General features: G+C 71.6%; 10 protein-coding genes and 1 pseudogene. 8 read left to right on the top strand and 3 right to left on the bottom strand.

Annotation, left to right across the window (positions count from 1 at the left end; genetic code table 11):
* Positions 1 to 825, top strand: a pseudogene (locus AB0958_RS28695) (hydrolase); the annotation flags it as partial.
* Here AB0958_RS28695 and AB0958_RS28690 read toward each other — a convergent pair.
* Both AB0958_RS28690 and AB0958_RS28685 read right to left on the bottom strand, forming a co-directional pair.
* Positions 812 to 3598, bottom strand: a complete 2787-nt coding sequence (locus tag AB0958_RS28690; RefSeq protein WP_366893377.1) for an exo-beta-D-glucosaminidase — start codon at positions 3596 to 3598, stop codon at positions 812 to 814. The pseudogene AB0958_RS28695 and the gene AB0958_RS28690 overlap by 14 nt on opposite strands.
* Positions 3599 to 3710: 112 nt before the next feature.
* Positions 3711 to 4895 carry an ROK family protein gene (locus AB0958_RS28685; RefSeq protein ID WP_366893376.1) on the bottom strand — a complete coding sequence of 395 codons (1185 nt, stop codon included), beginning with the start codon at positions 4893 to 4895 and terminating at the stop codon, positions 3711 to 3713.
* A 119-nt stretch (positions 4896 to 5014) separates the two neighbouring features.
* On the opposite strand from AB0958_RS28685, the gene AB0958_RS28680 reads away from it, so the two are divergent.
* On the top strand, positions 5015 to 6493 hold the full coding sequence (locus tag AB0958_RS28680) for an APC family permease (protein ID WP_366893375.1): 1479 nt from the start codon (positions 5015 to 5017) through the stop codon (positions 6491 to 6493).
* A 63-nt stretch (positions 6494 to 6556) separates the two neighbouring features.
* Positions 6557 to 7117 carry a GNAT family N-acetyltransferase gene (locus AB0958_RS28675; protein ID WP_366893374.1) on the top strand — a complete coding sequence of 187 codons (561 nt, stop codon included), beginning with the start codon at positions 6557 to 6559 and terminating at the stop codon, positions 7115 to 7117.
* Between the two features lie 80 nt (positions 7118 to 7197).
* Here the strand turns inward: AB0958_RS28675 and AB0958_RS28670 are convergent, their stop codons facing one another.
* Positions 7198 to 7638 carry an SPW repeat protein gene (locus tag AB0958_RS28670; RefSeq protein WP_366893373.1) on the bottom strand — a complete coding sequence of 147 codons (441 nt, stop codon included), beginning with the start codon at positions 7636 to 7638 and terminating at the stop codon, positions 7198 to 7200.
* Between the two features lie 261 nt (positions 7639 to 7899).
* Between AB0958_RS28670 and AB0958_RS28665 the strand changes: the two genes are divergently transcribed.
* The 5 genes from AB0958_RS28665 to AB0958_RS28645 all read left to right on the top strand — a co-directional run bounded on the left by AB0958_RS28665 (position 7900) and on the right by AB0958_RS28645 (position 12352).
* Entirely contained in the window at positions 7900 to 8067 is a 168-nt protein-coding gene (locus AB0958_RS28665; protein WP_358982135.1) for a hypothetical protein, read from the top strand.
* 224 nt (positions 8068 to 8291) lie between these two features.
* On the top strand, positions 8292 to 9377 hold the full coding sequence (locus AB0958_RS28660) for an S-(hydroxymethyl)mycothiol dehydrogenase (protein ID WP_366893372.1): 1086 nt from the start codon (positions 8292 to 8294) through the stop codon (positions 9375 to 9377).
* A gap of 269 nt (positions 9378 to 9646) precedes the next feature.
* Positions 9647 to 10009: a bifunctional 3-phenylpropionate/cinnamic acid dioxygenase ferredoxin subunit gene (locus AB0958_RS28655; protein ID WP_366893371.1), complete on the top strand. Its 363-nt coding sequence runs from the start codon at positions 9647 to 9649 to the stop codon at positions 10007 to 10009.
* On the top strand, positions 10006 to 11169 hold the full coding sequence (locus AB0958_RS28650; RefSeq protein ID WP_366893370.1) for an FAD-dependent oxidoreductase: 1164 nt from the start codon (positions 10006 to 10008) through the stop codon (positions 11167 to 11169). Before AB0958_RS28655 ends, AB0958_RS28650 begins: the two co-directional genes overlap by 4 nt.
* A gap of 52 nt (positions 11170 to 11221) precedes the next feature.
* A complete protein-coding gene (locus AB0958_RS28645) occupies positions 11222 to 12352 on the top strand; it encodes an aromatic ring-hydroxylating dioxygenase subunit alpha (protein WP_366893369.1) in 1131 nt (376 codons plus the stop codon).
* Positions 12353 to 12403 lie beyond the last annotated feature (51 nt).

The raw sequence follows: 12403 nt of genomic DNA, 5'->3' as shown, positions 1-12403 counted from the left end.
GACAGCGGCGACCCGGTGCTGCACGGCTCCTTCGGCACGGTCACCAAGAGCCTGATCGCCGACGGCACCACCGCCACCCTCAAGCCCTCCGACAATGCGAACGTCAAGGGCCTGGTGTACCGCAGCGGCTACTCCGGCAACACCGGCGCCTTCTTCCTCACCAGCACCTTCGGCAGCGGCCGGGTCGCCTTCTGGGGTGACAGCTCGCCCATCGACGACGGCACCGGCCAATCCGGCAACACGCTGTACGACGGCTGGAACGACTCCGGTGCCACCAACGCGGCGCTCGCCCTGAACGCCACTGCGTGGCTCGCCGGCGCGAGCGGCGGCAGCAGCGGCGGTGGCGGAGGCGGCGGCGGTGGTGGTGGCACCTGCACCTCCGCCCAGCTCCTCGGCAACCCCGGCTTCGAGTCCGGCAACACCACCTGGACCGCCGGCAGCGGCGTCATCACCAACTCCAGCAGCGAGGCGGCCCGCACCGGCTCCTACAAGGCCTGGCTGGACGGCTACGGTTCCGCCCACACCGACACGCTGTCCCAGTCGGTGACCATTCCGGCCGGCTGCTCCGCGACGCTCAGTTTCTACCTGCACGTGGACACCGCGGAGACCACCACGAGCACGGCCTACGACAAGCTGACCGTCACGGCCGGATCGACCACCCTGGCCACGTACTCCAACCTCGACGCGGCCTCCGGATACGTCCTCAAGAGCTTCGACGTCTCCTCCCTGGCCGGCACCACGGCCACCATCAAGTTCACCGGTGTCGAGGGCTCGACCCTCCAGACGTCCTTCGTCGTCGACGACACCGCGCTCACCGTGAGCTGAGCGAGGGGGACGGTTCCGGCGCGCCCGCCGGAACCGTCCGCTCCACCGCGTTCCAACCGGAGACCCGCACCTGGGGGGCCGAGCCGTGCAGATCGGCGGTCCGGTAGGTGGCCGTCAGGGTCGCCGTCTCGCCCGGCCACAGGCTGACCTCGTTGTCCGACCACCGGACCGGCAGCACGGGCTTGCCGTTCGCGTCGACCAGATGGACGTCCGTCAGCAGGGACGGGGTGCTGCCCGTGCCCGCGTCGCGGATCGTGACCGTGGTGGTGGACGTGCCGTCCGCCTCGGTCGTCGACGCCGTCGCCGTGACCGGCACCTGGGGCATCGAGGACAGTCCGGTCAGGTCGGCGTCACCGGTCGTCGGCGTGTGCCACCAGTCGGTCTTCGCCCAGTCGAGGGTGTCGGGCTTGGTGGAGAGCCAGTAGACGTTGCGGCTGACCTCCTTGCCGTCGGCGTCCGTGAGGACCAGCCGTGCCAGATAGGTGGCGGACCGTCCGCTCACCGACGCCGGCAGGGTGAGCGCGGTGCTGTGCGCGCCGTCGCCCTGGACCGTGACACCGGTGACGGTCCGGTCGTACCTCTGGGTCCCGTCCGGATCGAACAGGGTCGCCCGTGCGGTGAGGCCCGACGCCGACGCGTGCCGGTTGTTCACCACGACCACCGAGCGGTCGTCGTAGGAGTACTGCACGTGCAGGGGTTCGTTGGCCTTCTTCGCACCGAAGTAGGCGCCGCCCTGGTCGAGGTAACGGTCCATCAGCTGCCAGTGCAGGGACGTCCAGCCGCTGTTGAACATCCAGTAGATCACGCCGGTCGACGGCTTGGAGGCGTCGGTCTGGTTGCGCTCGTAGGCCTCGTACTGGGCGCGGACGTTCTCGTACTGGGCTAGCTGGGCCTTGCGCACGTAGTCGGCGAGGCTCTTCGGGGCGCCGTAACGGCCGGTGAGGGCCGTGTCGTAGACCTTGAGGGTGCCGAAGGTCGCGGACGGCGAGCGGTGGTACTGCTTGGCGTCCGGGTTCTTCCAGAGGGTGTCGAGTTCGGCCGGGGTCATCATGCGGCGCAGCGTGTCCAGGGTCGGGATGTCCGGACCGGCGCTGGTCTCGGAGTTGAAGCCGGTGGCGCCGCCCTCCCGCTTGGCGTACCAGTAGGACGGCGGGACCCAGTCGTAGGGGCCGGTCATCTTCATGCCCGAACCGCCCAGCTGCGGTGCGGATTTGGCGGAGGCGGCGGGGACCACCGGGACGGGCCAGTCGGCGGCGGCCAAGGCGTCCAGATAGTTCTTCTCGATCTTCGCGTCGGGCGCGGCGTCGCTGCCGATCAGGAAGGAGATCACGCTCGGGTGGTCACGCAGCCGGGCGGCCTCGGCGGCCATCGAGGCCTGGGCGACCTGGTAGTCGGCGGCGGTCCACTTCTCGCCGCTCTCGCCGGGGTTGGTCTGCCCCTCCCACTTGTCGCAGCACTCCCAGCCGGGCAGGGTGAGGACGCCGAGGCGGTCGGCGAGGTCGAAGAACTCGTCGGGTTCGATGTGGCCCTCCAGCCGGATGGCGTTGAGGCCCAGGTCGAGGGCGTACCTGAGGCGGTCCTCGGTGTAGGTGTCGTCCCAGCGCAGGAACTCGTCCGGTGACCAGCCGCCGCCCTTGATCAGCAGCCGGCGGCCGTTGATCGAGTACTGGCGGGCGCCGTCGGGGTTCAGCGGGGCCCGCACGTCCCGGATGCCGAAGGTCTCGTGGGTGCTGTCCGAGACCGTGCCGGCGACCGAGGCGGTGAGAGCGAGGGCGTACAGCGGCTGGCCGCCCATCCCCGCGGGCCACCACACCTTGGGGGAGGCCAGGTGCAGTTCCGGGGTGTCCGCGGGGGTGAAGGTGACGGTCCTGGTCTCGTGCGCGGCGAGCGTGACCGACCTGGTGAGGGCCACACCGGCGACCGTGCCGGAGAGCTCGGCGGTGACCGGTGCGGCGGAGTCGTTGCGGGCCTGCGCCTGTACCGTCAGGTCGGCCGTCGCGAGGGACGGCACCGCAAGTTTCGTCACCACGTGGGCGTCCCGCAGCGCGACCGGGCCGCCGCGCCGGACCAGCACGTCACGGACGATGCCCATGTTCTGGTCGGGCGGCGGCTGGAGCCAGTCGAGCCAGCCCATGGTGAGGTTCTTGTTCGGGTCGTTGGGCTGGACGCGGAAGGCGACCGTGTTCGTGCCCGCCGTCACCAGGGAGGTGACGTCCAGTTCGTGGCGGGTGTAGGCACCGGTGACCTCGTCGGTCGTGGCGACCCGGTGGCCGTTGACGTACACGTCGGCCGCCGAGATCACTCCGCTGAAGTCCAGGTAGGTGCGGCGCGAGGGGTCCGTCACCGTGAAGTCGCTCCGGAACCACCAGGGGACCTGGAAGGGCGCCTTGGGGATCTTCTGGAGACGGGTGGAGACGAACGGGTCGTCGTAGACGCCGTCGGCGAGCAGCGCGGCCAGGACCGTGGAGCGCGGGCCCGCCGGGTACCAGCCCGTCGCCGGGTAGCCGGGGGAGGAGACCGCCGCCGCGGAGTCGCCCACGTCGGCCGTCGACCGGATCGCGTAGCCGGACAGCGGGGTCTCGGACCCGGCGGCGGACGGCACCCGGGTGATCCGCGGGTGGCCGTACGTGGGGGAGTGGGCGGTGGCACCGGCCGGGTTCCTGGCGCCGGCCCACGCGCTCGTGTTGAGTGAGCAGAGCAGACCCAGGGCCACGGCGGCGGTGGCGAGGCGATGGGTGGCGAGGCGGTGTCCGGGGGCGGGGCGAGGGAACACGGCGGTCTCCAGGCTCGTAAAGTTAGGAAACTTTACTAACCCGGCTCAAGCTAAGGTCCCGAGGAGGGGGTGTCAATCATCGGCGCCACCGCGCGCGTTGCCGCCGTCGGATTCAGGACGCCGCCGACCGGCGCTCGAAGACCAGGTCACGGGCGGTGCCCAGCGCGGTGGCCACGGCCCCGAGCAGCACCGCGTCCTCGCCGAGCCGGCCGGGCGCGAGCTTCGGGCGCAGCGGGGTGAGCGCGCGCAGGTGCTCGCGCACCGGACGCAGCAGCAGGTCGACGCTGTGTCCGACGCCGCCGCCCAGCACCACCAGATCGGGATCGAGCACGGCCGCGGCCGCCGCCACCGTGTGCGCGATCCGCTCGCCTTCGAGCCGTACCGCCCGCACGGCGGCCGGGTCGCCCTGCCGCGCCGCCTCGAACACGGACTTCGCGGTGAGCTGCCCGCTCATCCCGAACCGCCGCGCCGCGCCGACCACGGCCTCCCCCGACACCGCGTCCTCCAGCCGCTCCGGCTCGGGCCGGCCGGGCCAGGGCAGGAACCCTATCTCCCCGGCGAGCCCGTGCGCCCCGGTGAACAGCCGTCCCTCGCTGACCACCCCCATGCCCAGACCGGTGCCGATCATGATGTACGCGAACAGCCGGCTGCCCGCCCCGACGCCGTACGTGTACTCGCCGAGCGCCGCCAGGTTGGCGTCGTTGTGCACCTCCAGCGGGACGCCCAGCTCCTCGCGCATCCGGTCGAACAGCCCCACGCGGCCCCACCCGGGCAGATGCATCGCGTACCGCACCCGCCGCTGCCGCTCGTCGTACACGCCCGGGGTGCCCACCACCCCGTGCACCACCTCGGCCGGGTCGACCCCCGAGTCGGCCACGGCCCGTCGTGCCGCGGTGACCAGCAGGTCGGCCATGGCGGCCGAGCCGCGGGCCCGGTTGCGCACGTCCGAGCGGGCGACCAGGGTGCCGTCGAGGTCGGCGACCGCCACCCGCAGCCAGCCCCGGCCCACGTCTACGCCGAGGACGTGCCCCGCCGCCGGGTCGGGCGCGTACAGCACGGCGGTGCGGCCCCGCTCCGGGGCGTGGGTGCCGACCTCCCGGACCAGGCCCGCCGCCGCGAGGGCGGCCAGCGCGCTGGACACGGTCGGCTTCGACAGGCCGGTCTCGCGGGCGAGTTGGGCGCGGGAGGCGGACCCGAGCGTGCGCAGCCGGGCCAGCAGCAGCCGCTCGTTGGTGCTGCGCAGTCGCTGCCGGCTCCAGGGCTGGTCCTGCTGCTCTACGACGTCACGGACGGCCATCGCATCATTCTCACCGATTCCCGGCACATACTTGACGCATCTAGTAAGGCTCCTTAACTTTATCGGCCATCCCGCCTCCTCGGCCGACGTTCCCTCCTCCTCGTGTCAGGAGCCCCGCCATGTCCGGTAGTCCCGGCCGTCCCGCCCGTCCCGACGACCTCCCGAGCGCACCACCCGAAGGCGGCTTCGTGCGCCGCGTGGGCCTGTTCCAGGCCACCGCCATCAACATGAGCCAGATGTGCGGCATCGGCCCGTTCGTGACCATCCCGCTGATGGTCGCCGCGTTCGGCGGCCCGCAGGCCGTGATCGGCTTCGTCGCCGGCGCGCTGCTCGCGCTCTGCGACGGCCTGGTCTGGGCCGAGCTGGGCGCCGCGATGCCCGGCTCCGGCGGCAGCTACGTCTATCTGCGCCAGGCCTTCCAGTACCGCACCGGACGTCTCATGCCGTTCCTGTTCGTGTGGACGGCGATGCTCTTCATCCCGCTGATCATGTCCACCGGCGTGGTCGGCTTCGTCCAGTACCTGGGGTACCTCGCCCCCGGCCTGGGCCAGACCTCCGGCGACCTGATCGGGCTCGGTGTCATCGCCCTGGTGGTGCTCCTGCTCTGGCGGGGCATCGAGCACATCGCCCGGATCACGGCCGTGATGTGGACGGTGATGATCGCCTCGGTGCTGCTGGTGATCGTCGCCGCGGCCTCCGATTTCAGCCCGCACCTGGCCTTCACCTACCCGGCAGGCGCCTTCGACCTGACGAGCGACCACTTCTGGCTCGGCTTCGCCGCGGGCCTGACCATCGGCATCTACGACTACCTGGGCTACAACACCACCGCCTACATGGGCGCCGAGATCAAGGACCCCGGCCGGGTCCTGCCGCGCTCCATCCTCCTCTCGATCCTCGGCATCATGGCGATCTACCTGCTGCTCCAGATCGGCACCCTCGGCGTCATCGACTGGCGCCGCATGACGAACCCGGCCGACATCGCGTCGACCTCCGTGGCCTCGGCGGTCCTGGAGAAGACCTGGGGCAAGGGGGCCGCCGACACCGTGACCGTGCTGATCCTGGTCACGGCCTTCGCCTCGGTCTTCACCGGCCTGCTCGGCGGCTCCCGGGTGCCCTACGACGCGGCCCGCGACCGCGTCTTCTTCCGGCCGTACGAGAAGCTGCACCCCAGGCACCGCTTCCCGACGCTGGGCCTCGCGACCATGGGCGTGATCACCGCGATCGGCTTCCTGATCGGCCGCCACACCGACCTCGCCACGCTCATCCAGCTGCTCACCACGGTGATGGTGATCGTCCAGGCGCTGGCGCAGATCGTGGCGCTCTCGGTACTGCGCCGCAGGCAGCCGGCCCTGAAGCGGCCGTACCGCATGTGGCTCTATCCCGTGCCCGGCGTCGTCGCCTTCGCCGGCTGGTGCGTGATCTACGGCTACGCCGACAAGAACTCCCCGGGCCGCCACCCCATCGAGTGGTCCCTGGCCTGGCTCGCCCTCGGCTGTGTGGCGTTCGTGCTGTGGGCGCGCTTCGAGAAGGTGTGGCCCTTCGGCCCGCGGGAGGTGAGCGAGGAGTACCTGACACCCGAGGAACCGGCCGTGGTGTAGTCTCCGTCGTACGACGTCAGCCTCGCCCTGCGGTAGCAACTCCCGCCGGGTGAGGCTTTTTTCATGTCTGACACCGAGAACACCGAGAACACCGAGAGGGCGGACCTCGTCGTCCGCGACGCCCGCACCGAGGACCGCCCCGTCGTCGAGCGGCTGTGGCTGATGTTCCGCCACGACCTGTCCGAGTTCCGCGGGATCCTGCCCCGTCCCGACGGCACCTTCCGCAGCGAGCGCGTCGAGGACGCCTTCACCGCGCCCGGCTGGGCGCCCTACCTGTTCGTCCTGGACGGCCACCCCGTCGGCTTCGCGTTCGTCCGGGGAGCCGACGCGCTTCTGCGGGTGCTCAACAGCTTCTTCGTGGCGCGCGGCGTGCGCCGGTCGGGTATCGGGTCGCGTGCCGTCCGGGAGGTCCTCGCCCGGCACCCGGGCCGCTGGGAGATCGCGTTCCAGTACGAGAACCCCGGCGCGGTCGCCTTCTGGCGGCGGGTCGCGGCCGAGGCCGCGGGCGACGCCTGGACGGAGGAACGCCGCCCGGTGCCGGGGCGCCCGGAGCTGCCGCCGGACGTGTGGATCTCCTTCGCCACGACGGACCGGGCGGACACCGTGGGTACGTCACCCGCATAGCCGGGTGACGGGGCCGGTCCGAAGCGCCGGGCCGGCCCCGTGTCCTCCCTTCGGGGGGAGGCGCTCGGTGTGCTCAGGGCCTAGGTCATGGGCGTTCGCCTGGCCGTCGTCATGGCGCACAGCAGTCCGAGGCAGAGGGCGAGCCCGCCGATGACGATGTTGTTGATGATGACGCCCGTGTCCGGGCCGCTGCCGACGATCCAGGGCGCGATGATCATCCAGACGCCCATGGCGCACATGGCCCAACTGAGGCCGTACATGCGTTCCGGGGCCCGGGTGAAGCCGAGGGCCAGCAGGCCGATCGCTATGCCCATGATCAGGTTGTGGGTCATGAGCGCGGGCTGACTGGCCGCGTAGTGGACTATCCACGGGGACGCCGCGCAGTACAGACCGAGCAGGAACACCGGTCCGTCCACGAGCGCCACATCACGACCGCCGAGCATGCGGGCGTAGCGTTCCCGCATTTCGGAGACATCGGGGTGGCTGGTTATGTCACTTCTGCCGTGCGAGACGTTGGCCATGACTCGTCTCCTTTGACTTGCAGGCCTGACCGCGCCCGGTGCGCGCGGTATGCGCCGCTTAGGAGCATTCTGCTCTTATTTCTTCCTTATGTGTACCTCTGGGGATGCGCAGCTCTGGGGCGATGCGCGCGGCAGACGGCCCGCTCCGGCGGGTGTGTCGGCGCGGCGGTGAACGGTGTCCGGCGTTTTCGGGCATGTCCGCGTTGATGCGGGGCAGCCGAACGGTACGGCGGACAACGACTCAGGAGGTGACGGGCCGTCATGGGCGCGATGGTTTTGGAGCGATTTCCCGCGGGGTCTCCCCGGGGTTCGTGGCCGGCCGAGGAGTACGCGGCGAAGCGCCGGGCCGAGGGCGAACCGGCGACGGTGGTGATGGACCTGAAGACGGACGCGTTCCTGGTGGTGGTCCGCGCCCCGGACGAGGACTGACCGCCCGGCGAACGCCCGGCACGACTGCCGCCGGGTCACCGGCCCGGCCACCACGGCCGGGCCGGTGACCCGGCGGCAGTCGTTCTCGGGTCCGGGTGTCGCGACGGATTCTTGACCGGCGCCTCGGGCTCCGCGATGCTGTGTTGCAAATCGCGAGATGTGTGCCGTGATAGGCAACATGCGTCCGGTGGCGTCCCGCCAGCTCTGTGAGCCGAGGAGTGGCCATGTCCCAGCAGGTCCGTGGTGTCGTCGCGCGGGGCAAGGGCGCCCCTGTCAGCCTGGAGACCGTCGTCGTGCCCGACCCCGGCCCGGGGGAGGCGCTGGTCAGGGTCGAGGCGTGCGGCGTCTGTCATACCGATCTGCACTACCGCGAGGGCGGAATCGGCGACGACTTCCCGTTCCTGCTGGGACACGAGGCCGCGGGGGTCGTGGAGGCGGTCGGCGACGGCGTCACCGACGTCGCGCCCGGTGACTTCGTCATCCTCAACTGGCGCGCGGTGTGCGGCCAGTGCCGGGCCTGTCTGCGCGGGCGGCCGTGGTACTGCTTCGACACCCACAACGCGAAGCAGAAGATGACGCTCGCCGACGGCACCGAACTGGCGCCCGCCCTCGGCATCGGTGCCTTCGCCGAGAAGACGCTGGTGGCGGCCGGACAGTGCACCAAGGTCGACCGCGCCGCCTCCCCGGCGGTCGCCGGGCTGCTGGGCTGCGGGGTGATGGCGGGCATCGGCGCCGCCCTCAACACCGGCCGCGTCGGACGCGGGGACAGCGTCGCGGTGATCGGCTGCGGCGGAGTGGGCGCGGCAGCGGTGCTCGGCTCGCACCTGGCCGGCGCGGCGAGGGTGATCGCGGTGGACGTCGACGACCGCAAGCTGGAGACGGCGCGGGGACTCGGCGCGACCCACACGGTCAACTCCAAGGAGGCCGACGCGGTCGCGGCGGTGCGCGAACTGACCGGCGGCTTCGGCGCGGACGTCGTGATCGAGGCGGTGGGCCGACCGGAGACCTATCGGCAGGCCTTCTACGCCCGCGACCTCGCCGGAACCGTGGTGCTCGTCGGTGTGCCCACCCCGGAGATGAAGCTGGAGCTGCCCCTGCTGGACGTCTTCGGCCGGGGTGGCGCGCTGAAGTCGTCCTGGTACGGGGACTGCCTGCCCTCCCGTGACTTCCCGATGCTCATCGACCTCCATCTCCAGGGCCGTCTCGATCTGGACGCCTTCGTCACCGAGACCATCGCCCTGGACGAGGTGGAGAAGGCCTTCGCGCGCATGCGCCACGGTGACGTCCTGCGCTCGGTGGTCCTCCTGTGACGGACGGCGCCGGCTGACCGCTCCCGTCACACCACGGCCCTGCCCCGGCGACGGTCCCCTCGGACGGCACCGGGCGGGGCCGTCGCCGTATCCGAGGTGCCCTCGTCTGCCCAGCTCAGCACCGGTTTTCGGGCACTTCCGCATACCCTGGGGAACGTCCTGGCGGCCCGCAGGGACCGGCGCGTGAACTCCTTGACAACGCTTCCGGGCCGCCCCCACACTGGCGTTGCGCTCATCGCAATCCGTTTCGCTATACGCACCGAGGTGTCATGATGATTCCCGCGTGCCGTCTCGAGGATCTGCCGCGAGGCGAGGCCCACCGGCTCGACATCGACCCGCCCGTGTCGGTGTTCCACACCGACGACGGCGAGCTCTTCGCCATCGACGACACCTGCACCCACCAGGACGCCTCGCTCGCCGACGGCTGGCTGGAGGGCTGCGAGGTGGAATGCCCCCTGCACGCCTCGACGTTCGACCTGCGCACCGGTGCCGTGGACGCGCCCCCGGCCAAACTCCCGGTCCGCACCCACCAGATCGTGGTCGAGGACGGAATGATCCACGTCCGGCTGTCCACCGACGCGCCCAACCTGCCGCCCTGCGTCAGCGCCCGCCTGGCCGGAGGAGCCGCGTGAGGACCGTGGCCGTGGTCGGCGCCTCGCTGGCCGGACTGTCGGCCGCGCGCTCGCTGCGGCAGCGGGGGTACGACGGCCGGCTGGTCATGATCGGCGACGAACCCCACCGCCCTTACGACCGGCCGCCGTTGTCCAAGGAGTTCCTGGCCGGCACCGTCGGCGAGGCGGACCTGGCGCTGGAGCGGGACGACGAGGAACTGCACGCCGAGTGGCTGCTCGGGGCCCGCGCCACCGGACTCGACCGCACCACCCGGACGATCGGGCTCGCCGACGGCCGGGAGGTCCGCGCCGACGGCGTGGTCGTCGCGACCGGAGCGAGCGCCCGCACCCTGCCGGGCACCGACGGCCTCGCCGGGGTCCATGCGCTGCGTACCCTCGACGACGCCCGCGCCCTGCGGGCCGACCTCGCCCGGGGCGGCCGGCTCGTGGTGATCGGCGGCGGCTTCGTCGGCGCCGAGGTCGCCTCCACCGCGTACGCCCTCGGCCTCGACGTCACCGTGGTCGAGGCGGCACCGACCGCGCTGGCCGGACCGCTCGGCCCGGCCATGGGCGCCGTCGTCTCCGCCCTGCACGCGGACCACGGCGTGCGGCTGCTGTGCGGGGTGGGCGTCAAAGGGCTCGGCGGCGAGCACCGGGTGGAGTCCGTCCTGCTGGAGGACGGGCGCAGCGTGCCCGCCGACACCGTCGTCGTCGGAGTGGGCGCACGCCCCTGCGTCGACTGGCTCGAAGGCTCCGGCATCACCCTCGACAACGGCGTGAAGTGCGGCGCCGACGGGCGCACCAGCCTGGCCGGGGTGGTCGCGGTCGGCGACTGCGCCAACTGGTACGACCCGGGCGCCGGCGGCCACCGCAGGGTCGAGCACTGGACCGGCGCACTCGAACGGCCGGCCGCCGCCGTCGCCGCGCTGCTGACCCACGGCGCGACGGAACCGGGCGTGCCCAGGCCCCCGTACTTCTGGTCCGACCAGTACGGCGTGAAGATCCAGTTCGTCGGACACGCCGCCGGAGCCGACAGCGTGACGGTGGAGGAGGGCTCCACCGACGACCGCAGCTTCCTCGCCGTCTACCGGCGGGCGGGCCGCCCGGTCGCCGTGCTCGGCATGAACCAGCCGCGACTCTTCACCCGCGCCCGCAAGCAGTTCGGCACCGCCGCGTCCTGACCCGGCGACCGCGCCACCCCATCGATCCGCGACGTTCTCCGAGGAGTGCACCGTGACCTCGACCAGCCTGCCGGACAGCCTGATCGCCACCCTCCCCGGTTCCGCCTACACGGATCCCGGGATCTTCGCCCAGGAGCAGGAGCGCATCTTCGAGGCGATGTGGTTCTGCGTCGCCCGCGCCGCCGACCTGCCGAAGCCCGGCGCCTTCCGCACCGTCGACGTGGGCCGCGAGTCCATCCTCGTCACCCGCGCCCGGGACCGGTCGATCCGCGCGTACTTCAACGTCTGCCGGCACCGCGGGGCCAGACTCTGCACCGAGGAGACCGGCGAGGTCAGGCGTGCCTTCCAGTGCCCCTACCACGCCTGGACCTACGACCTGGACGGCAAGCTGGTCGCCGCCCCCAACCTCACCAAGATGCCCGACGTCGGCCGCACCGAGTACGGCCTGGCCCCGGTGGCGGTGCGGGAATGGCTCGGCTACGTGTGGGTGTGCCTCGCGGAGGATCCGCCCGCCTTCGAGGAGGACGTGATCGGGGCCGTCGTCGAGCGCCTCGGTGACGTCGCGTCGATCGAGCGCTACGACATCGACAACCTGTCGGTGGGCCGGCGGATCGTCTACGACGTGCGGGCCAACTGGAAGCTCATCATCGAGAACTTCATGGAGTGCTACCACTGCGCCACCATCCACCCCGAACTCACCGAGGTGCTGCCCGAGTTCGCCGACGGCTACGCGGCGCAGTACTACGTCGGCCACGGCGCCGAGTTCGGCACGGACGTCCAGGGGTTCACCGTGGACGGCTCCGAGGGACTGGACCGCATCCCCGGCGTCTCCGAGGACCAGGACCGGCGCTACTACGCGATCACCGTCAAACCGCAGGTGTTCATCAACCTGGTGCCGGACCACGTGATCTTCCACCGGATGTACCCGGTCGCCGTCGACCGGACGGTCGTGGAGTGCGACTGGCTCTATCTCCCGCACGTGGTGGCGAGCGGCAAGGACGTCAGCCGGTCGGTGGAGCTCTTCGACCGGGTGAACCGCCAGGACTTCGAGGCCTGCGAACGGACCCAGCCCGGGATGGGTTCACGGCTGTACGCCAAGGGAGGTGTGCTGGTCCCCAGCGAGCACCACATCGGCGCGTTCCACGACTGGGTGCACGAGCGGCTCGGCACGGCGCCGCGGTGACGTCCGCGGCCCGCGCGAGGAGCTGAACGCGGGCCCTTCGGCGGTCGTCCT

This window comes from Streptomyces sp. NPDC006655, assembly GCF_040703965.1.
Classification (GTDB): Bacteria; Actinomycetota; Actinomycetes; order Streptomycetales; family Streptomycetaceae; genus Streptomyces.
Note: the sequence above shows the minus strand (reverse complement) of the source record. Positions and strands in the feature narration are given on the sequence as shown.